This window comes from Clostridium sp. (assembly GCF_036569345.1).
In the GTDB taxonomy this organism is placed as follows: Bacteria; Bacillota; Clostridia; order Clostridiales; family Clostridiaceae; genus Clostridium_AD.
This window is the reverse complement of record NZ_DATCQT010000209.1, coordinates 1-22,699: the sequence shown is the minus strand read 5'-3', so window position 1 is coordinate 22,699 and position 22,699 is coordinate 1. Positions and strand designations below refer to the sequence as shown.

Below are 22,699 nucleotides of genomic sequence, written 5' to 3'. Positions count from 1 at the left end.
TACGCTTATAGGGTAATAGGTTATTATATAAAAATCATATAAAAGCTATATATGATATTGATTATTAATTTTTTATAACCGAAATGCGCGTTTTGAGAAACTATAAAACTCAAAAAACCATTTAGAAATGCGCTAAATATTTGAAGGTGCTTTTAAGTAATACCTTTATAGAATTCACATGATGTGAAATACTCGCAGAATCTATTACAACGAGTGGTAGGGGTAAATGGATATTGAGTTTCTAGATTGATTTCTGAAATAATATTTTTGAGCTGTAATAAACTATAATCTATAACTTCTTTTGTAACTTCGAGCGAGACCTTTTGATTAATGCTTATATAGTAATAACTAATAATAGACGGAAAAACACCTAACTTATATTTTAATAGTAATAGATATATAGGAAGCTGTATATCTTCACGAAGGTCTATGAAAGGGATAAAAGAATTACCAGTTTTAAAATCTAGAATTTCTATTTTTTCATTTTCATTAACATAAACTTTATCGATTTTACCGCATAGTGTTAAATTCTTGCTTAAATAATGTTTTATCATCTCTTCACTAAAAATAATTCTACCTAAATCTTTTCTGTCAGCACAGTAATTTTCAAGCATTTCCTTGGCTTGTAAAAAATAACTAAGTTCATCTTCATCAGATTCATATCCCTCTGAAATCCAATGTTTTTCTAAAATAGGAATGGAGCTTTCATAGGTCTGTAGTTCTATATTAAGTTTATTAAGCTCTGCTAAGGTATTATGAAGTGAAGTTCCAAAACTTAAATAATGAGATTTTATTGGGGTAATATTAATTTTATCAATGTATTTATACTTAAATTTTTTCTTGCAATTTTTAAACATATTAATACTTGTATTGCTAATAAATAAAGTTTTATTTTGCATATTTCTCACCTCCAAAGTTTAATTTTTCATATCTATAATTATAAGTATTACCCATTATAATGAATTTATTCATCATAATGAATAATAATACTTGTCTACTAATTAAAAGTAAATTGTAGATAGATTTTCATGTATTTAGAATGTATTAATATTTATTGCATGTTTAATTATGATTTTCACAAAAAATGAAATAAGAGCTTACTATGCAAAAGTAAGCTCTATAAAATCCAGCATTAATATTTTCTTATATTTAGATTTAAATATTATTTTTCAATATCTACCACAAATTTAATTTCGTATATAAGCTTATTTAATAAAGTCTCTAATTTACTAGAATTAAAGTTTAGCTCAATAGCTGCTGTAGCATATTCGTGTATGAGTTTATTAGAATATACTGATAATTCTAAAGGTACATCGCTAGATATATTAAGGAGGTCTAAGACATCATCAACTTTATTAGCAAACAAAGATATTGTATCTATACCTAAGGTTGAACATAACTTATCCATTAAAACTACATTAAAAGTATCGGTCTTTCCATTTTCAATATTGTTAATTAGACCAACAGATACATCAAGTTCTTCTGCTAACAACTGTGTAGAGAAATTTTTTTCAAGACGCTTTTCTTTTACTAATTTACCTATTCTAATAATTAAATTATCCATTTGTAATCCCCTCATCCCCAATATCAAATATGTTACTTTATTTATTCTACATAAAATATAAAATACCTTTTATTGTAAAAATATATTAAATAAATATTTAAATTGAAATTTTACAAGAATATTTTCATGCATTATTATTATCATCTAAAGCAAAAAAAAATAAAAATTATAATAGTGAATTTTGAAGTATAAATTCAAGTAATACACTTTGAACTATTGCAGAATTTAAATCATGACCATTTATAATTATGTTCTCAAGCTTTACAAGACTATGGGAATCAACATATTTAGTGGCTTTAACTAGAATATCTTTATTTATAAAAACGCTAGTTTTATCTTCACTGCTCGCAATATCATTTAGACTTGGAATTTTAGATGTAAAATCATTTTTTATCTCTCTTTGGTTATTTAATGCTTTCACCTGTTGTTTTAATAATTCATTTTGATTCTTTAATGAGTCATTTTCATCATTAAGGTTTTTATTTTTAGCTTTTAAATTATCTATTTCTTTTGATTGCTTTTCAGTGGTTGAATATACGGTTTTTTCTCCTTGTGCTAAACCTACATACGTTTCCTTAATAAATTTTCTGTAGGCTATTACAGTATCAATTTCAACATCCTTTCCTTCAGGTAATAATTTTTTGATGAGTTTTAATGCTTTATTATCATTGCTAGCGTTCTTAATATTATCTAATATATTTTTTTCTACATCAATTTTTTTCAATTCATCCAGTTGAATATATTTATTAAGGTATTCCCTATATGCAGTTACAATGTCAAGACTAAAATCTTTTCCTTCAGGTAGTATTTTTACAAGGTTCCATGCCTCATTATCATTATTTGCATTTTTAATTTTATCGTTTAATTCATTTTTTTCACAAAACTTTTGGAATATTTTTAGTTCAATATTTTTAAGTATTGCTCTATAAGCTTTGACAGTTGCTAGACTAAAATTTTTTCCTTCTGGTAGTGCTTTTTTAATTAGTTCAAATGCTTCATTATCATTTATTGCTTTTTTAACTTTATCTACGAGTTTATTATCTTCACAAAACTTTTTACATTCTTTTATTTCAATTTGTTCTTTTGTATCAAGAAGAGTCGTTTTTTTTAGCTCTCTCCTGTAGTTTCTAACTACTTCAATCTTAACATCTTTTCCTGTAGGAAGTTCTTTTTTAATTAGTTCCTTTGCTTCAGTAACATTTGGAGCATTTTTAACTTTAACAACTAGGTCGTTTTCTTCACAAAATTTCCTTAATTCTTCAATTTTTAAAAATACTGTTTTTACATCAGACATATAAACCTCTTTCCTAAGTATTACTATATTATTATATAAGTTCAAATGCTAAAATTATTACAACATTTAAATATAATGTTGAAATTTATATTTTATTTATAGTCAATAACTTTAATAATAGTATTTGATATAAGATTTCTAAATTCACTTCTTAATAGCCAAAAAAATTCAAAAATGTGGTAAACTAAAATGTATAGATTATTAAAATAAATATACTGAAATAAAGGATATAGATTGATGAGGAGAGAGAATTATGGAGAAACTGACATTACAAAATTTAGAGGGAATATTGTGGTCGTGTGCAGATATTCTAAGAGGCGAATTATCAGCTGCTGAATATAAGGACTATATATTTGGATTATTATTTTTAAAGAGATTAAACGATGAGTTTGATGAAGAAAGAGAAATAAGGAATAAAGAGTTTATTGAGCAGGGTATGGTTGCGGAAGAAGTAGAGATGCTATTAAACGACAGCGCTATATATGAAACTTTTTATGTGCCTGAAACTGCAAGATGGGCTAAGTTGAAGAATTTGAATTTAAATGTGGGACCAGAACTTGATAAGGCTTTTAAAGCATTAGAAGATGAACCTAAAAATGCAGAGCTTATTGGAGTGCTTACGACAGCTAATTATAATGATAAAGAAAGGGTTCCTGACAAGAAGCTTTCGCAACTTCTATTGGTGCTTGATACGATTAACCTTGCGAACTCAAACCTTGAATCAGAGGATATATTAGGTGATGCATACCAATATTTAATAAAACAATTTGCAGATGAAGGTGGAAAAAAGGGTGGAGAATTTTATACTCCAACAGAAATTGTAAAAACAATGGTAAATGTATTAAAACCACAAGAAGGTGAGAGAATTTACGACCCTACAGCTGGGTCAGGTGGTATGTTAATTCAATCATTACAATATATAAAGAATCAAGGTGGGAATTATAAAAATATATCCTTATTTGGACAGGAAATTAACCTTTCGACTTGGGCTATTTGTAAGATGAATATGTTATTTCATGGAGCAAAGGGTGCTGACATTCAAAAAGGAGATACGATAAGAGAACCTAAACATACAGAGGGCGGAGTTTTGAAGACCTATGACAAAGTTTTAGCAAATCCTCCTTTTTCTTTAAGCAACTGGGGTTTAGAAGAGGCAAGTGCTGACCAGTTTCATAGGTTCCCATATGGGATACCAACTAAATCATACGGAGACCTTGCATTTGTTTGTCATATGGTAGCAAGTTTAAATGTAAGAGGTAAAATGGCTTCTGTAGTGGCTCATGGTGTCCTTTTTAGAAGCGGTGCAGAAGGTAAGATAAGAGAAGGGTTTATAAAGGATGATTTAATAGAAGCTATAATTGGAGTACCTCAAAATATGTTCTATGGTACTGGTATTCCTGCTGCAATACTTGTGATAAATAAGAATAAGACAGAACAAAAAAGAAATAAGATTTTATTTATAGATGGAAGTAATGACTTTGCAAAAGATGGAAGTAAGAATAAACTAAGAAATGAAGATATTGAGAAAATAGTAAATACATTTGATGAATATATAGATGTAGAAAAGTATGCAAATGTAGTTGAGATGGAAGCTATAAAGGAAAATGATTATAACCTTAATATCAGCAGATATGTAGATACCAGCGAAGAAGAGGAAGAAGTAGACATTGAAACAGTTATTGATGAAATAAATGAATTAGGCATTAAGGAAAATGAGATAGGACTAATGTTAAATGGGTATTTGAAGGAATTGGGATTTGAAGAAATAAAATAGGATTGAGGATGTAGGGGTTAGAGTGGTATATGAATAATACAGATATAAGTAAGATGTTTTATGAACCATTAATAAATGGATTTTTACTGGCATTTAAGATATTATGGGCTACTAATGAATTTAAATCTGCTGTAATTGGGGTTCCAGTATCAATAATAACATTCAGAATTGTTGGAAGAATTTTTATTTATGGTAGAACAAATGGAATTTGGTTTGGAAGTATAGGCGGGAAAATACTTTATTATTTAATTAACAGTTTTCTTATTTGGTTAGTGATTAAGATTATATAGAGATAGAGGTGACTTAATAGTGAGTAAAGTTAAAAAAGGATATAAGATGACGGAGTTAGGGGAGATACCTACTCAGTGGGAGATAAAGAGGCTATGTGATATATCTGAAATAAATCCTAAAAAAGAAATTATTGAAGATGATAAGGATGTATCTTTTATAGCTATGGAGGATGTATCAAATCAGGGATGGATTATTAAGAACAATGTACGGACATATGGTGAGGTAAAAAAGGGTTATACAGCGTTTAAAAATAATGACGTTTTACTTGCTAAAATTACTCCTTGCTTTGAAAATGGTAAAAAAGTAATAGCAACTAAATTAATTAATGAAGTGGGTTTTGGAAGCACAGAATTTCATGTGTTAAGAGCAAAAAAGAACGAAAGTGTACCATCATATATTTATTATATAATATCATCAAATAATTTTATTCAAAAGGCGAAGGCTAATATGACTGGTTCAGCAGGTCAAAAAAGGGTCCCAACAGAGTTTTTAAAAGAATATATGATTACTACACCACCACTGGAAGAACAACAAAAAATCTCTTTAATCCTATCCTTATTAGATGAAAAAATAGAAAATACTGATAAACTTATTGAAAAGACTAAGGAACTTAAAAAAGGACTTATGCAGAGGCTTCTTACAAAAGGAATTGGGCATGAGAGGTTTAAGGATGCGGAGATTGGAATGATGCCAGAAGAATGGAAAATAAAGAGGTTGATTGATATAGCTGACAAATCTGATAGGTATTCTTTTACGGGAGGACCTTTTGGTTCAAATTTAAAGTCATGTGATTATACAGAAGTAGGAGTAAGAGTAATACAATTACAGAATATAGGAGATGGATATTTTAATAATGAATCTACTATTTACACATCAGAAAAAAAGGCTGATGAACTAAGAAGTTGCAATATATATCCAGGAAATATTATAATTGCAAAAATGGCAGAACCAGTGGCAAGAGCTTGTAAGATTCCTTGCATTGAAGAGAGATATTTAATGTGTTCTGATGGTATCAGAATATCTGTAGATGAAAGTGAAAATAACGTGGATTATATAAAGTATTCAATTAATTCTAAGTATTTTAGAATTAATGCAATTGCGAATAGCACAGGCTCAACAAGATTAAGAATTGGACTGAATGAGTTAAGAAACTTACCCATTATAATTCCTCCATTATATGAGCAAGTTAAAATTGCATCAATTCTATTGTCCATAGATAAAAAAATAGACCAATATAAATCAAAAAAACAAAAACTTCAAGAACTTAAAGAAGGACTTATGCAGAAGCTTTTAACAGGGAAAATCAGAGTACAGTAGGGGTGAGGAGAAGTTTTATGGGGATATTTAATAATAATTTAGAAGTTGATATAGAAAATCCATTTAAAAATGATAAGTTACAGAGAGAACCAGAGGTTAAAAATCTTACAGCAGTATTTGAAATTGTAGATAATCAAATGGTTTTAGCAGTAAATTCTCAATGGGGGACAGGAAAAACTTCCTTTTTAAAAATGTGGAATCAATATTTAATAAATGAAGGATATAAGACAATATTCTTTAATGCTTGGGAAAATGATTATGTAGAAGAGCCATTCATTGCATTTGTAGATGAAATACGAGAAAGTATAAATGATGAAAACAAGATTAGAGGTTTTATTGAGAAAGCTAAAGATGTTGGGTTAGCAATAGTTAAACAAACACCTAAAATGGCTTCTAAGATGATTAGAGAAAAGACTGGCTTTGACAGTGATGTCATAGTTTCAGATGATGAATTAGCACAAATGGTATCTGCTAAAATCGACAATTATAAAAAAGACAAGAATTCTGTTAAAAAGTTTAAAAGAGAATTGGAGAAAGTAGCTGATAAGCAATTTGAAGAAAGTAAAAAATCTATTGTTATATTCGTTGATGAATTAGATAGGTGTAGACCAGATTATGCTATAAGTTTATTGGAAAGAATAAAGCATTTTTTTAATGGCAATAACATAATTTTTATTTTAGGAATAGATAAAGAAGCACTATCAAATGCTGTAAAGGTTATATATGGAGAACAAACAGACACCAATGGGTATTTAACCAGATTTATAGATTTAGAATATAAGCTAAAAGAGAGTAATAAAGAACAGTATGTGAAATATTTATTAAATAAATATGAGTTTGATAAAATATTTGAAAAGAGAAAATTTAGCAATGTATTGGAAACTGAATATAAATATAACGATTTCTCTAAAGTAGTGATACAGGTAGCTATTGGCTTTAAATTATCATTAAGGGATATAGAGAAATTTGTTGTTGAAGTATATATGATACTGAAAGCAAATATAAAAAAGTGTGTATTTCCCTATCAGTTGCTTATTTTATGTGCAATAAAGAGAGTTGATAAGAATTTGTATAATAAGATGAAGTTTAATAAAATATCTATTGGACAAATTATATCTAACTTAGAAAAAAATAATGCCAACATTATTAATTGGCTTGAAGATAGAGAAACTTGTGTCTTTAAAGCATACTTAATTTGGATATTAAACGATAGTAATGAAATAGAAAGATTAAGAGAAAATACAAGCAAAGTAGAAGAAGCTGAGCGATATAGTGATAAAGATGTTAGATGTTTAGAAATTTATGATTGGATAGTTAAAGGCGCAGCGTATTTTAGATTATCCCTTGATAACAATAGAATTAGAAAGGATATATTTGTAATGGTTGACTTATATGATAATTTTATTATGGTTGATGGCAAATAAATAGCGTGACAATATTATATTTTATTTGGGAAAAGAATAAACGGTGTTAGAATTACACGAAATAAATTATTTTAAATTTATAAGAAATATTATAAAACATTAAAGTAAGCTGAGTTATTGTTCTATAGTAGAAATATTAAATAATGGCTTATTAATAAATGGATTTGGAGGGTTATATGGAGATTGCAGATGAACTTGAAAATTATTTTAAAGAGCAAAACGTTCAAATAACGTTGTTTCCCGAAGATATAATACATAAATTTATTACTTTAAGAGAATTTTATGATTTTATTAAGATTGAATATGAATTTTGGAATAGTTGCAGTGAGGGTCAAACCTCAAATATTAGAGCAAGATTTACTGAGATTAATAATTGTTTAGATAACTCAATAGGTGGATTTTCGGTGAATAATTATCCTCAGCAAAACATAGAAAAAGCTATTAATTTAGCTAATATGATTGGATTTCCCAATATATACTCCATAAGTGTTTATGGACAGTTAATAAAAGCAAGATATGTTGAAAGCTCTTTACAAGCAAATGGAGTAATTGATTTTATTCAAGGAAATAGCTTTAGTAATATAAATTCTGTACAATATTTCAAAGGTATTTTATTTGCATTTAATTGGAAGGATTCGGAGATTGCATGTAAAAGATTTGAAGAGACACAAGATTCTACTTTTATTCAATTGAAAAATCGATATTCTGGGTCAATGAGTGTGTTACATAGTGAATACCTAAACAAAAATAATGAAATAAAAGAGATGTATAATACATTTTCAGATGGAATTAAAGCATGGAAAGTAGAAATTGAAAATAATACGTTTGATTTTTTGGAAGATAAAAAGACTAAATTAATGGAGTTAGAAAAAACTTATAAAGAAAACCTAAAGTTAAAAGCTCCTGCCGAATATTGGGATACGCTAAGAGAAGAGTATGAAGTGAAAGGAAGCATGTGGCGTAATTGGTCGATTGTTACAGCTATAATTCTAATTATTTTTTTGAGTATAATTTTATATATAACACCTGATTCACTTAATATAAATCTAAATAAGTTTAAGTTTGAAGATTTAAGAGCTACTTTGATACTAACTATTATTATATCGATAGGGGTATACATGTTAAGAATTTTTGTAAAATTATCTTTAAGTGCATATCACTTATCAAGAGACGCAAAGGAACGAAATCAACTTACATATGTATACCTATCTCTTTTGAATGAGGGTACTGTTTCGGAATCAGAAAGAAGCATTGTATTTCAATCATTATTTAGTAGAGCTGATACAGGATTGTTAAAGGGTGATTCAAGTCCTTCAATTCCAGATGGATTGATACATCAGATAACTAAATTAATGGGGAAATAGCAACATGGGGGTGAGAATATGTCACGGTTAGGTAATGAGGAAACACTGGTAGAGTTACCTGCAATAAAGTATTTAATAGATAACTTAAAATATGATTTTATTCATGGTAAAGAGCTCATTCCAGAAAAAGGAGAAAGGGATACTTTAACAGAAGTTATCCTTACTAAAAGGCTTGAGTTAGCTTTGAGAAGATTAAATCCATGGATGGATGAAGGCAATATTAATAAAACCATAAGGTATTTAAGCAGACCAGAGAATTTGGGGACAAGTCTTTTAGAAATAAATGAAAAGCTTTATGATGCTATTGTAGATTTAAACTATACAGTTGACCAAGATATATACGGCGATGGTCATAAGAAGCTTCAGACAGTGCATTTTATTGACTGGGGTAATGTAGATAATAACGAATTTCTAGTTACACGTCAGTTTGAAGTTAAAACTCCTTTAGGGAAATCAATATACCCTGATATAGTTATATTTGTTAATGGTATTCCAGTTGTTGTTCTTGAATGTAAGTCTCCATTCTTAGAAAAAACAAAGAATGAAAATATAGGTAAAAGAGAAGCCTTTAAGCAACTTAGAAGATATATGAATGAGAGAGACAATAATTTTTCAGAGGGTAATCCAAGGCTTTTTTACACGAATTTCTTTACAGGAATAATGAATAAATACCATGCTTATGCTGGAACAATTAGCTCTCAGTATAATCATTATTTGGAATGGAAAGATACTTATCCCTTTGCAAAAGATAAGGTTAAAGGTTTGGAGGATAATGGACAGAATTTATTTGTCCAGGGATTGTTAGAAAAGAACAATCTTCTTGATGTTATGAGGAACTTTTTATTGTTTGAGACTGATAATGGAATTACAATTAAAAAAATAGCTAGATACCAGCAGTTTAGAGCAGTTAACAAAGCAATTAGTAGGTTGAATGGTGGAAAGGATTCCTTATCAAGAGGAGGAGTTATCTGGCATACACAAGGTTCAGGAAAGTCTTTGACAATGGTAATGTTAGCGAGGAAGATAAAGAGAACTAAAGAGCTTTCTGATGCTACTATAGTAGTGGTAACAGACAGAATCGATTTAGATAAGCAGATATTTAATACTTTTATAAGAACTCTATCGAAAATTACTACGCCAGAAAGAGCTGGCAAAATTTCAGTAATGAAGAAACTTTTAGCTGATGCTCAACCAAAGATTATTACGACTACTATTCAAAAATTTGAAAGTGAAATTGAGGAAAGAGAAGTTATAAAAAATGGGAATAAGGTTAAGAAACAGTTTAGTCTTCCTTATCATGTATTAACAGTAAAGTCTAATGTAATTGTACTTACAGATGAAGCACATAGGAGCCAGTATAAGGATACCGCATCAAACATGCGTACAGCATTACCTAATGCCACTTTTATAGGATTTACTGGAACACCTATAGATAAAGATGATAAATCTACTCCAAGAACTTTTGGTGGATATATTGATAAGTACGGGATTAAGGAAGCTGTGGATGATGGAGCTACAGTTAAGATAGTGTATGAAGGAAGAAGACCAGAACTTCATATTAAAGGTGAAAGCCTGGATGAATTATTTAATGAAGCTTTTAAAGAGAAAAGTGATGAGGAAAGAGAAGCTATAAAGCAAAAATATGCTAATAAAAAAACAATAATTGAAGCAGATGATAGGGTTAAGGATATCGCAATAGACATACTTAAACATTATAGAGATAATATATTACCTAATGGATTCAAGGCACAAATTGTTTGTGTAAGCAGAGTGGCATGTGTTAAATATTATAATGCTATAAAGGAACATATGAACGAAATTATAGGGGAAGAATTAGAGTGTAAGGTTATTTTCTCTGGGAACTTAAATGAAGAAACTTATTTAAAGGAACATTTTACTACAAAAGCAGAGCAGGAAAAAATTATAGATAACTTTAAGAAACCCATAGAAAAAAACAAGCTTTGTTTTATTATTGTAAAGGATATGCTTTTAACTGGTTTTGACGCACCAATAGAGCAGGTCATGTATCTTGATAGACCACTAAAAGAGCATAATTTATTACAAGCTATTGCTAGAGTAAACAGAACTTGCACCACAGATATTACGCGTGAAGTTGAAGACGGAAATATTAAAAAAGATAGCATAATAAAGCAGTGCGGGTATGTTGTCGACTATTATGGCGTTTCAGACTATTTAGAGGAAGCTTTAGCTATATTTGATAAGCAAGACTTAGGTCAACCTATGCAGCCTATGAATGAATTGTATAAAGAAATGCTTTCCTATAGAGAAGACATTATAAATATGTTCAAGGGAAAAGATAAAAATAATCTTGATGAACTTATTAATGTGTTAGAGCCACAGGATAAGAGGGCAGAATTTGAAATAGGTTATAAACGTTTTTCAGGAGCTGTAGAATCGTTATTACCATCACATGTTGGAACGGATATTATAAATGATGTGAAGTGGCTTGGATATATTAGGGCAGGGGCTAAAGCAAAATATAGTCCACAAGAGGAATTAGATATAAGTGATTGCGGAGAAAAGGTAAGAGAAATAATTGAAAAACATCTAAAATCTCTTGGCGTTTTCCAATGGATAGAACCAATAACTTTATTTGAAAATGATTTTAAAAGTAAAATTAACACCTTGAAATCAGACGAAGCACAAGCATCAGCAATGGAGCATGCTGTAAAACATGCTATAAGTGTAAAAATGGATGATAATCCTGTATTCTTCACGAGTCTTTTACAGAAACTTCAAAAAATACTTGATGAAACTAAGAATAATTGGATAGAGAGAAAAAAGAAGCTTGAAGAATTTATTGAAAGAGATGTTGAAAAAGGTACAAAATCACAGTCTGAAAGCTTAGGCTTAGATGAAAAGGAATTTGCTTTCTTTGAGGTTGTAAAAAAATATATTTTAGAGGAAAATGAATTAGAAGAGGGAAAAGGGAATAAGCTTCACGAGGAAAGTGAAACATATATTAGTCAAGATATAATTGAATTATCAAAAGCAATAGCAAAGGATATGTCACAAATTATAAAGGATAACTATGCTGTAGATTGGGTTACTAATAATTCCAAAACGTCAGATGTTGAAAGAGCCATTTTTATGACACTTAACAAGAACTATTTCAAACAAATTAAAGTTGGTGTAAGAAAGCAGATGGTTCAACCATTATTAAATTTAGCTAAGAAGCATTTTCCAGTCATTTAAGAGTTAATACATTATAAAATTAGAAATTAGAGTTAAGGCATAGGCTCACCTTAAACCTAATAAATGAGGTATCGTATGAAGCTTTCCTTTAAGTATGGAACAACAAACATAGCATTTAATGTAGAGTATAAAAATAGAAAGACGATGGAAATTGCAGTAGAGGCACCCAATATTATTACTGTAACTGCTCCTATTGGGACATCAGAAGAAAGAGTAGTTGAAAAGGTGAAATGTAAAGCAAATTGGATTATACAACAAATTTATGCTTATAAACATATGCATTATGTCCATATTAATAGAGAATTTGTTAATGGTGAATCCTTTATGTATTTAGGGCGGAACTACTCGCTGCAAATAGAATTAGATTTAAACATAAAAAATACTAAGGTAAAATTATTTAGAGGTAAATTTATTGTTACAGCTCCAAATAAAAATGAAGAAGATATTAGAAAAGCCATGGAAGTCTGGTACAGGGGCAGAGCCAAAGAAATGATAGGGTTAAAGGTTAAATACTATCAGAGGTTCTTTAATATCGTTCCTACAGTTGTAAAAGTTAAAGAACAAAAGAAGAGATGGGCAAGTTGCACATCTAAAAATGAATTATTATTCAATTGGAGATGTATAATGGCAAAGGCAAATGCTCTAGATTATATAATAGTCCATGAGATGTGCCATATGTATCACAAGAACCATTCAAAGGAGTTTTGGGAGCTTGTAGCTTCTGTAATGCCTGACTATGAGATAAGAAAAGAGTGGCTTAAAAATTACGGTGTTAGGATGGACTTATAAGTTAAAGAGAAGGAGTGGTATTAATGTCTGAAATAAAGTTTGATATTATTAAGAACATTGGAGTTTTGTCAGAGGCTAAGGGTTGGAAAAGAGAGATAAATATAATAAGCTGGAACGATAGAAAACCAAAAATTGATATTAGAGATTGGGATGAAGACCATATTAAAATGCGAAAAGGGATTACAATTAGTAAAGTTGAATTGGATAAATTAAAAGAGATTTTAAAAGATATTAATATAGACGAATTGGATATAGGGTAAATGATTATGATGACTGTTGAAATAATATTTAGCAGTCATTATGATTATAAATATTTAAATAAAAGGAGATGTAAAAGCAATGCTAGGCGACTATAAATATGAATTGCTGATGAAGTATTTTGAGAATTTGAAAGAAGAAAAGGTAATATTGACTTATGATAATATTGAAAAAATAATAGGGTTTAAACTTCCTAAATCCGCCTATCAATATAGTGCCTATTGGGGTGTAAGTGATACACATACTATAACAAGGTCATGGGTAGAAAATGGATGGAAGAAAACAGAATTGAAGTTAGGTAAATATATAGAGTTCACGAAGGTTGATTAGAAAATTATTTAGGATTAAGATAGTTAGGGTGTAATTTGTAAAAATTGAGGAGCATTAAAAATGGGTAATTTGGTGATTTGGTGTGCTGATATTGGTTCGATTAAAAAGAAAAATTTTGGGTGGTGCAGAGCTGAATTAGGGAAAATAGATAGTTGGAGTATAGGAACAAGTATTGAAGAGTTTTCTATTGGTATCGCAAAGGATTTATCTAATGGATATAAAGTAGCTGTAGGGTTTGAATGCCCATTATTTTTACCGATATCAGATGAACCTTTAAATTTAACAAGCGCAAGAAAAGGTGAAGGAGACAGAGCGTGGAGTGCAGGGTGTGGAGCATTAGCCACAGGGTTGACCGAGACTGTTTGGATACTAAATAGAATTAAGATATTAATAAATGTAGAAATAAAGGTAACATTTAGGTGGGATAATTTTATAAATGAAAACGTTAACTTGTTTATATGGGAGGCATTTGTTTCTAAGGATTCGAAGGCTTTAACTCATTCAGGTGACGCAGAGATTGCGGTAAAAATATTTATAAAAGAATATCCATTAATAGTACAAGCTAACGCTGTGACAGCAGAGAATCCATATAATTTAGTTGCTGCTGCACTTTTGAGAACAGGAATAAGTAATGATATAGGTATGTTATCAGAACCGTGTATTGTAATAAAGGCGTAGAAAGGTTAAAAAAGTAGAGTTAAGGTATATCTTTTGTTACTAAAAGTATTGAGAAATACAGAATGCTAATAAAAAATATCATACTAGGTAGAACGTCATTTCTTACGGGATTTCATAACAATATTTAGATTTTTGAATTATAGTTAAAATTTTAAGATTTAAATTATATATTTAACAAAAGTGAAATGGTTGCTAATGCCAATTATAGCAGTATAATTAACTTAAAGTTATAGTATTTATTTATACTTTACTAAGGGGGCGAAGAGATGGAGTTTGGAACGATAGTTACAATTATTGGTATAATAGTTGGTGTGATAGGGATTACATATGGAGTGAATAAGACTACTAAAAAAAGTAGTAATAATATTAAAAATAGTGAAAATATAAAAAATATAAAAAACAGTAATGTTACAGTAAGTAATACTAATATTGGTGAAAATAATAGGATAACAAAGGGTGATAAGGATGCAGATGAGTAAATGGCTTAAAAATTTTATAACCCCAAATCATCCTGAAATAGTTCCAGATATGGAGAGTTGTGTTAGAGATGTCTTAAACTTCGATAAAATTCATGACTCTACCATAAATGTTCAAGATATAAACATAGGAACTGGAAATAGCATTGATAAAAGTATTAATGTTTTTATAATAAACACACCAGAATCTCAATTAACATCTGATAGCAGTATTACATTAACTGAAAAAATTAAACCAATTGAAGAATTGATTACTTCAGGTTTAACATATAAAGCAATTGAGGCTTATAATAAGTTGATGTATGATAATTTTGATGTAGGGTTATCAGTTAATGACAAATTTTCTATATACAATGGACTTTTGAACTGCTATGTCAACATCAATGAAGATGATGAAAAAATCAAATTATTGATAAAAAAGGTTGAGTCTCTCGGCGAAGTCAAAGAACTTAATAAATTTTTTTTCATACTGTCTGTATATTACCATAATAAACAAGATATTCAAAAGGCTATATACTTTAATGATAAAGCGTTAGCATTTAAGAGCGATTACTTAAATGCTATTCTTTCAAGAATATTTTTAAATGCCATCAATAAGACTATTGAATACAAAGATGCAATTGAGAAAATTACTTCACATCCTAAATATATTTCAGGGACTATAGAAGAAATTATCAAAATGAAAACTGTCCTAGGGGATATATCTCTTCAATGTGGAGAATATTATGAGGCGAAAAAGTATTATGAAGATGCTAATGCATTAAATTATACAGCACAAAGAGAATTAGCTATTGGTGTGTCTTATTACTTCATAGCTTCAATAAATAAAGATGAAACAGATACTATTAAGTTAAATGAAGTTGATTATGATGCATTAGATAAGGCTATTGATATATTTAATAAACTTTACAATACAGCTAACATAGAATTAAAAAAGACATTATATAAACAGCTAATGCCTTTCTATTTCAGTTGTCTTCATTTAACTCAAAGACCGAAAGAAATAATTAAAATTAGCTCTGAATCTAAAGAATATATAGATGTAATGAATAATGATTTAATGAGAGTTAAAGCAATTGCTGAGTTGTCTTTAGGTAACGATAACCAAGAAACAAGAAGAAACCTTTCTCCTGAAGAACAATTTAAGTTTGAAATTTTCAATTTGTCTCGAAAAGGCAAGTATGAAGAATTAATAGATAAGTTAAGACCATTTATAGACGATAAATACAAAGAGGACAAGCATCTCCAGTATATTTTTATGGATTCGTTAACTAGAAATCAAGATTATAATGAGTTTTTAGTATATTACAAGAAGTATATTAGTATTGAACCAGATGATGAACCAATTAATATGTTGCTTGTTTTATATTATGAAAGAATTAATGAGCATTTAAAGGCTAAAAATAAATTAATGGATATAGTAAGAGGTTCCAATAATGCATTCACGATTTTAGACGCTAGTAGATTTTTAGATATTAATAATTATGATGAGGAATTATGCATTGTCTTGGATAAGGTGTTTAATGGTGAATATAAAATAGGGAAAATTGATAAAAGCGAATTTATAAAAAGGAAGTTTTTTTACTTATTGAGGCAAGGCGATTTACAACTACTTTACATTTTTTATGATAGTCTTGATAAATTAAAGCTGGAGGATGTTGATTATTGTCAAATGACTATAGAGTACTACAGACTTAAAGGTGATGTTTTAAATGTAGCATTACAACTAGAGGAACTCTATAAGCTGACTAAAAATAATAAGTATCTACTTAGAAGTGCTGGTTATTACTTTAAAGCTAATGACTTAAATAAAACAGAGTCATTAGTAAAATTTCTTAGTACAAATAAATTGGCAGAAACATCGGAGTTATATATGCTCTACAGCACGCTAGAAGTATTTCATTCAAATCTGGGAAATGCTTTTGAATACGCTAAAAGGGCAAAAGAATTTGATAAAGATAATTCAAAGGCAAGAAGTCACCCATTCTTTGCTGGCATTAGCCTAAGATGTAATCGAGTCGACGATTGGATGGCTACAATGCAGGGTTATATTGTGGATTATCCCAACAATGGCTGGATTAAAGCGATTAAAATTGACGAAGGAGATATAAGCAAAGGTAAGTTTTTAGAAGAATTGCAAAAACAGACTGGGTCAAAAATACCAAGGGATAATACTATTCAAAATGCTTTTAATAACCATCAAATCGGGGTTTCAACATATATTAAATTTTCTGGAATTAATATTATACAGATAGTGGCTTCTAAAAATCACAAACAGAAATTAAAGATTACATCTGGAGATATAACTGAAGTTCAAACTACAACACAATTAGTAATAGATGAGATATTAATTGATTCTATAGGGCTATATATCTTGGCTGAAGCTGGATTATTAGAGTTACTCGATGAGTTTAAAACAGTATATATATCATATACAACTATTGAGTGCCTTCAACTATTATTATCAAATACAGAAAACGCTCTAATAAGGACAGTTTTTGATTATTTTAAAGATTCTGTGGACGTAAAGTTTGTACCAGTTGATACTGCAATACTATTAGACTTTAAACGAGTAGATGCATATCATGAAGAAACGATACACTGTGCAAGCTACTCACTAGACAATAAGATTCCATATTTAAACTCAGATTTTACTCTAAAGAGCAGCCTTGGAGATAAAGGCAGTTATATTGTTAATATAGTTGCCGTATTGAGGAGCATACAACAAAAGGATGAAAAACGGTCAATGATAATTAGCAATGCAAATATCAAACTTATACTTTCTAAGTACGATTTTATAAACTTTAATTCAGTAGACCTATTTAACCTATCACTAACTATTAATTCAAAGGAAGAAATGGTAGAAAAATTTAAAGTTTATCTCTCGATGGATAAAAATTCAGATTTATTAAGTTTCGTTGATGTTTATATTGTATTTCTTAAAACTATTCATAGTACTGTGACAAATGAAGTATTTCTAGACTATGCAATGATGGTTGTTAAGTATATTGATAACTATTCAAGTAAGAGTAAATATTATTTTAATTTGCTTGCTTTTCGGTATCCAGAATTCAAAGATTCACTACTTGCTTTAATTACCAAAAATAACTACATTAGTTTAGTCATTTTTGAGAATTTTTCAAAGATTCGCATAGAAGAAAATAAATTAGGAGATATTTTAATTTCAAAAGAATTTAAAAGGGGAAAAGATATAATAATTGCATGTACAAGAGGGATTAGTTCATTTCTACAAGTTTTCGGACAAAATGATGATGATTATAAATCATATTATAAATTTTTAACAGAAGTATGTGTAAAAATGGATGTGAGTATTGTTCAACAATTGAATGTAATTGCTAAAAAACACAATGATAAATTATAAAGTTATCATTTAACGGACTTAATACGAAAACCTTTAAATTACAAATGACAAATAATTGCTTATAAGTTGTTTAGATACCGAGATTATAAAATATATTCTGGAACGAACTTATTAAGGTGAATAACCAAATTAAGATTTTAGCTTATGAATTTGCCCAAATGCTAATTAATAGAATGAGTACACAATAAGAAACTTAAGTTATTGAGCCTAGAAATAGGCTCTTTTATATTTGTGAAGTATATTCATTAGTATATTAATTTTATTGAACTGACGTGTATCGAACGTAGAATAATAAGTAATGAGGACTTTGACACTGGTTGCATCATTCTTACGGTATATACATCAGAATTTTTATCTAGTAGTTATATTAGAATAACATTTAAAATATAATATTCTAAGGTAATAATACTAGGAGCTGTCCATGAATAAATTTGAAGAGTTAAATGATATACAAGAAACTCTTGCCAAATTTTATAGCAAAAGTAACACTAAGAAAAAGGCATTGAATTACTTAGATGAAATTAATTATATTATACTAAACTCGATGGATAAAAGATATCTTATAAAAAATGCACTTGAAAATATTAATCAATACAGGCATTCTATCTTTCTAGGGAAACAAATGAATTATAAAAATAATGTTATTGATAAGGTTAAATATTTCTATTTTAAAGAAAAGGATTCATATATTATTTTTATAACCTCTATACTTGGATGTCTAGGTATTAATCCTACTATTAAATCTTATAAAGAAACAATAGCAATTGTTCATGAACTTCTTTCTATGTATAATGTGCCCTTAGAAAATAGTTCTGAACTTATTAAAGAAAAAGAAATTATAGATATCCTTAATATGTCATTAGCTAAATCATCTATCGATATAATATACAAGAATAATCCACTTGTTATTTTGAATTTTAATATGTCTTCTAATCTGGATTCAGTATATTATATTAATCTTAATACTATTATTAATTCCAGAAACAATGCAATTGATAAGAGTCCAATTTCTGAAGTATTTATGCACGAAACTGGTCATGCACTGCACCTTGCAATAACAAATGATGATTCCGTAATTCCATATGGATTTAAGGAAATGTTTGAAGAAACTTTTCCTACAAGTTGGAATAATGTGCTTGCAGAGCATAAACAAGATGTTTTTGCAGATTGTTTTAGTATTGCATTAAGCTATAATACTAAATATGAAGATACAAATTCATTTTATAGCGGTTTTTCTAAAGAAAAGAGAAAAACAATGTATGACTATTTTGATAATCTAACTAGATACCCTTAATTAAAGGATGACGCTGTCTTAAATTAGGCTCATCATCAGCAATTATATCTTTCGATTATATCTTACAATAAATTTTTGTTGGGAATGCCTTCCCTTTCGTTAGAATCTTATATAAGTAATATCAGATAAGTAATATCGGAATTTGCCCATATACTTAAATAGCTGCTATGCAAAGCAGCTATTTTTTATTCTTTTCTTTAACATTAATATTTAATCATTATTTAATTAATTTATAGATGGGGTACTCGCAGAATACGTTACTTTCTTCTTCAGGAAGTTTCTCAAAATTATATTCAAAATCACTTTTATTTTCCAATAAAATACTAATGCCACATTGTATTGGTATGTTTTCTATTGATGCACTTCTAATTTCCATAAGTTTACGTTTTTCTTCTTTATTTAAGTCTCGCAAGCGTTTTATAATTTGATATTTATTAATTATATATATACAAGAATTACTATCATATTCTTGTAGCCATTCACATAAATTGATGGCAGTATCTAAACAGTTAGTAAAGTCATTATTTATGTCATATACTTTTATTAATTCTAGAATCAGAGTGTTAGCTGCACCAGAATTATCATTGTTTAGTGCGATACTTTTGAAAGAGTCCTCAACAACGTCTAAATCTAAATTACTGGACTCAATTATATCACTTGCTTTTAATAGCACATAAGGACTACATACAATCGTCTTCTGGTCTATTTGCGATATATAGTACACCCTGTGGTTTTTAAACATTTTGCTGTAATAATCCTCTATACTAATAATGCTGTTTTTATCAAGAGTGATAAGAATGGCAATATTTATATTAGCGATTATTACATTTGTAACTCCAGGCTGATTTGGGTATTTGATTTTTTTGTTATAAAGGACAATATCAATTAAAGAGTTAATATTAATGTAGTCTTTAGTATTAAAGATATCCATATTTAATTCATCATTAATATGAAAGAATTTCATCAAATCCAATATATCATTTAAATAGTTTAAATAGTTACGAATAGAATCACTTTCACTTTTAGGTAATTTTAAATTTGTTATTTTAACATTACCTATATTAAAGTAGTTTTTTTCAATTAACTTATTCAAGAATGTTGCATCATTTAATCTTTCTTTTAAATTACCCCTTGTTTTATAGTTTAATTCTGAACTATCGATATTATAGGTAAAGCTTTTGCCAAAACTAACTATACTATTCTCTTTAGAGTTTATAATTTCATAACTATCAAAATATTCAATCGAATCAATGACAATTTTCTTTTCCATTTTATGCGAAATCGTTTCTATTGCCATTTTACTTATGGGCATTGGTAATGTATTGCTGTTATCATAACCATAAAGATATACTTCATTATTAAAAAGATAATCGTTTAATGGGGTACCATCTGGGAACACTTTAAATGTTATTTTATTAAAGTTTCTTATATTTTTCGAGTGGTTATATGTACTAAATTGAAGTTCTCTATTATATAAAAAACTATAGCAAATGCTTTCTAATTGTTTTGAATTAGTCAAGTTTAAAGCTTTAAGATTTGCAGATAAGCTGTTTCGATTTTTTTTGCTTTTTTCAAAAGTCTGTTTATATCGATTGGTAGTAAGGTGGTATAATATATTTTTACATTATTTACACCAATGAGTTGTACAACGAAAAACAATACGCCACCGTCCGTAAGAAAGTTTTTCAAATCAGAGATGTTAAAAGAGAATGATATAGTATCATCACTAAATTCTTTAACAGCAGTACCTTTTACTTGTACGGGGATTTTGCCTTTTAAATTACTTTTTTTAGTATCTGTCGATTTATAAACCAAAATGTTTCCATCCCAAGATGGTGTTTTATCATTAGAATCAATAAATGGCTCTAATATATTACTTTGAAGTATAGCATTTATAACACCACTCACTGCAATTTGTTCAGTTTTATTATTAAGCAAAATAACCACCTCTATTAAAAATTTATCACTTGTTTATAAGTTTCAACTTTCACAATTGTCAACATTAATTTTACACATTTAAATTAGAGAGTAAAAGTCTAAACAAAATAGGAGCAAATGATTTGTTTAGTATTCTCAATTATGCATTTATTTTGCCCTTTCAGGAAGTATACCTGTCTGGATTTTTACTATTATATCTTGTTTAAGCTGTAAAATAATATTGATTTTTATACTATGGAAATTACATAAAGAATTTATTAATAGGTCTTCTTCAATAACATCAATAAATTTTTTTATAGACCTTCTTGTATATTCTTTTAAAGATACCAATGCATTTCTTGTTATTTTTAAATCGATTCCTTCATGAGTAGACTTTGACCTGTATTTGTAAAAAGACCTTATCTCCTTATATAATTCTAAAATTTTGACATCATCATCTTCTAAAAAAACAGCAACTCTCTTAGATAAATTTTCTGTTTTCATTGACTCACCTTTATTAAGGAACAAAATTTCAAGTGTTGTTATAATTTGTTCAAATGCCTTTGCGTCATATGACAGTTTATAGGAATATGTAAAACTATCAATTACTTTATGTAAGATTTCAAACGCTTCGTTATGATTTACTAGAAATTCATTTAAAACTTGTATTTCATTTTCATTAACTGTATATGTATTTTCACATAAAATATTTGCATCTTGTATAAGCACGGTGTTCGTGAACTCATTATTCATAATTAAAAATTGATACTAAAAATTCAAAAAAACTTCATATATTCCAATATCGCCCTCTTTAAATAACATGATTTTTGAAATAAAATCATAAATTTCTCTATACTTATTATCTTTATAGATTTGCATCTCATCATCGAATAATGGATTCTTATCAGATAGGTGAAATGAATTATCGAGCTTTGGTTGAGGGTATTGTAATTTATCTTTTTTAGTAATACATATAAAACTTATTTTTTCTTTCCCTTCATTTTCAGTTTTGATTTGAGCAAACAAATAATTATTACTAATAGAGTTATCACCCATAACAATCTTATCTTTGTATTCACATTCGTCTAAAAAAACTTCTTCTATTCTATACCCTTCCCCAATATTAACATTTAGAAATGTTTTATCTACTCCTAAAATAATAGCAAAAATATTAGTATTGATTTCGATACTTTGTTTTTGGCAAGCTAAAAACCATGCACTGCGGAACTTAATTTTTCCAGCACCTTATTCCCATTACTGGGGATTCATGGTTGAGTGTGTTAATCGGTAACTTGGGCCGGTAAAGACTAATAAATGACTGTGATGAACAA

Annotated in this window: 20 protein-coding genes; 13 read left to right on the top strand and 7 right to left on the bottom strand. The window is 28.5% G+C overall.

Annotation, left to right across the window (positions count from 1 at the left end; translation table 11 throughout):
• Positions 1 to 152: 152 nt before the first annotated feature.
• The 3 genes from VIM70_RS22030 to VIM70_RS22020 all read right to left on the bottom strand — a co-directional run bounded on the left by VIM70_RS22030 (position 153) and on the right by VIM70_RS22020 (position 2,858).
• Complete coding sequence (locus VIM70_RS22030) at positions 153 to 899, bottom strand: RecB family exonuclease (RefSeq protein ID WP_331947926.1); 747 nt, start codon at positions 897 to 899, stop codon at positions 153 to 155.
• A gap of 263 nt (positions 900 to 1,162) precedes the next feature.
• On the bottom strand, positions 1,163 to 1,564 hold the full coding sequence (locus VIM70_RS22025) for a helix-turn-helix transcriptional regulator (protein WP_331947925.1): 402 nt from the start codon (positions 1,562 to 1,564) through the stop codon (positions 1,163 to 1,165).
• Between the two features lie 166 nt (positions 1,565 to 1,730).
• The gene (locus VIM70_RS22020; RefSeq protein ID WP_331947924.1) at positions 1,731 to 2,858 is read right to left on the bottom strand and encodes a hypothetical protein; all 1,128 of its coding nucleotides are present in this window, start codon (positions 2,856 to 2,858) and stop codon (positions 1,731 to 1,733) included.
• 253 nt (positions 2,859 to 3,111) lie between these two features.
• Between VIM70_RS22020 and VIM70_RS22015 the strand changes: the two genes are divergently transcribed.
• From VIM70_RS22015 to VIM70_RS21955, 13 genes are all read left to right on the top strand, one after another.
• Positions 3,112 to 4,632, top strand: coding sequence for a type I restriction-modification system subunit M (locus VIM70_RS22015; protein ID WP_331947923.1), 1,521 nt, complete (start codon positions 3,112 to 3,114; stop codon positions 4,630 to 4,632).
• A 29-nt stretch (positions 4,633 to 4,661) separates the two neighbouring features.
• Positions 4,662 to 4,922 carry a hypothetical protein gene (locus VIM70_RS22010; RefSeq protein ID WP_331947922.1) on the top strand — a complete coding sequence of 87 codons (261 nt, stop codon included), beginning with the start codon at positions 4,662 to 4,664 and terminating at the stop codon, positions 4,920 to 4,922.
• 19 nt (positions 4,923 to 4,941) lie between these two features.
• On the top strand, positions 4,942 to 6,240 hold the full coding sequence (locus VIM70_RS22005) for a restriction endonuclease subunit S (RefSeq protein ID WP_331947921.1): 1,299 nt from the start codon (positions 4,942 to 4,944) through the stop codon (positions 6,238 to 6,240).
• Positions 6,241 to 6,257: 17 nt separating this feature from the next.
• On the top strand, positions 6,258 to 7,664 hold the full coding sequence (locus tag VIM70_RS22000) for a KAP family P-loop NTPase fold protein (protein WP_331947920.1): 1,407 nt from the start codon (positions 6,258 to 6,260) through the stop codon (positions 7,662 to 7,664).
• Between the two features lie 176 nt (positions 7,665 to 7,840).
• Positions 7,841 to 9,028, top strand: a complete 1,188-nt coding sequence (locus VIM70_RS21995; protein WP_331947919.1) for a DUF6161 domain-containing protein — start codon at positions 7,841 to 7,843, stop codon at positions 9,026 to 9,028.
• An 18-nt stretch (positions 9,029 to 9,046) separates the two neighbouring features.
• Positions 9,047 to 12,244, top strand: coding sequence for a type I restriction endonuclease subunit R (locus VIM70_RS21990; RefSeq protein ID WP_331947918.1), 3,198 nt, complete (start codon positions 9,047 to 9,049; stop codon positions 12,242 to 12,244).
• 75 nt (positions 12,245 to 12,319) lie between these two features.
• Positions 12,320 to 13,033: a SprT family zinc-dependent metalloprotease gene (locus VIM70_RS21985; RefSeq protein WP_331947917.1), complete on the top strand. Its 714-nt coding sequence runs from the start codon at positions 12,320 to 12,322 to the stop codon at positions 13,031 to 13,033.
• A 23-nt stretch (positions 13,034 to 13,056) separates the two neighbouring features.
• Positions 13,057 to 13,293 carry a YdbC family protein gene (locus tag VIM70_RS21980; RefSeq protein WP_331947916.1) on the top strand — a complete coding sequence of 79 codons (237 nt, stop codon included), beginning with the start codon at positions 13,057 to 13,059 and terminating at the stop codon, positions 13,291 to 13,293.
• A 79-nt stretch (positions 13,294 to 13,372) separates the two neighbouring features.
• A complete protein-coding gene (locus tag VIM70_RS21975; RefSeq protein WP_331947914.1) occupies positions 13,373 to 13,621 on the top strand; it encodes a DUF7662 domain-containing protein in 249 nt (82 codons plus the stop codon).
• A gap of 60 nt (positions 13,622 to 13,681) precedes the next feature.
• Complete coding sequence (locus VIM70_RS21970; protein ID WP_331947913.1) at positions 13,682 to 14,299, top strand: hypothetical protein; 618 nt, start codon at positions 13,682 to 13,684, stop codon at positions 14,297 to 14,299.
• A 266-nt stretch (positions 14,300 to 14,565) separates the two neighbouring features.
• Positions 14,566 to 14,778, top strand: a complete 213-nt coding sequence (locus VIM70_RS21965) for a hypothetical protein (RefSeq protein WP_331947912.1) — start codon at positions 14,566 to 14,568, stop codon at positions 14,776 to 14,778.
• Positions 14,771 to 18,157, top strand: coding sequence for a hypothetical protein (locus VIM70_RS21960; protein ID WP_331947911.1), 3,387 nt, complete (start codon positions 14,771 to 14,773; stop codon positions 18,155 to 18,157). Before VIM70_RS21965 ends, VIM70_RS21960 begins: the two co-directional genes overlap by 8 nt.
• Before the next feature lie 421 nt (positions 18,158 to 18,578).
• Positions 18,579 to 19,451, top strand: coding sequence for a hypothetical protein (locus tag VIM70_RS21955; protein ID WP_331947910.1), 873 nt, complete (start codon positions 18,579 to 18,581; stop codon positions 19,449 to 19,451).
• A gap of 217 nt (positions 19,452 to 19,668) precedes the next feature.
• Here VIM70_RS21955 and VIM70_RS21950 read toward each other — a convergent pair whose 3' ends face one another.
• The 4 genes from VIM70_RS21950 to VIM70_RS21935 form a co-directional block, all read right to left on the bottom strand.
• Positions 19,669 to 20,970, bottom strand: coding sequence for a hypothetical protein (locus VIM70_RS21950; protein WP_331947909.1), 1,302 nt, complete (start codon positions 20,968 to 20,970; stop codon positions 19,669 to 19,671).
• A gap of 2 nt (positions 20,971 to 20,972) precedes the next feature.
• Entirely contained in the window at positions 20,973 to 21,389 is a 417-nt protein-coding gene (locus VIM70_RS21945; RefSeq protein WP_331947908.1) for a hypothetical protein, read from the bottom strand.
• Positions 21,390 to 21,536: 147 nt separating this feature from the next.
• Complete coding sequence (locus VIM70_RS21940; RefSeq protein WP_331947907.1) at positions 21,537 to 22,097, bottom strand: hypothetical protein; 561 nt, start codon at positions 22,095 to 22,097, stop codon at positions 21,537 to 21,539.
• Positions 22,098 to 22,136: 39 nt separating this feature from the next.
• Complete coding sequence (locus VIM70_RS21935) at positions 22,137 to 22,424, bottom strand: hypothetical protein (protein ID WP_331947906.1); 288 nt, start codon at positions 22,422 to 22,424, stop codon at positions 22,137 to 22,139.
• Positions 22,425 to 22,699: the final 275 nt, after the last annotated feature.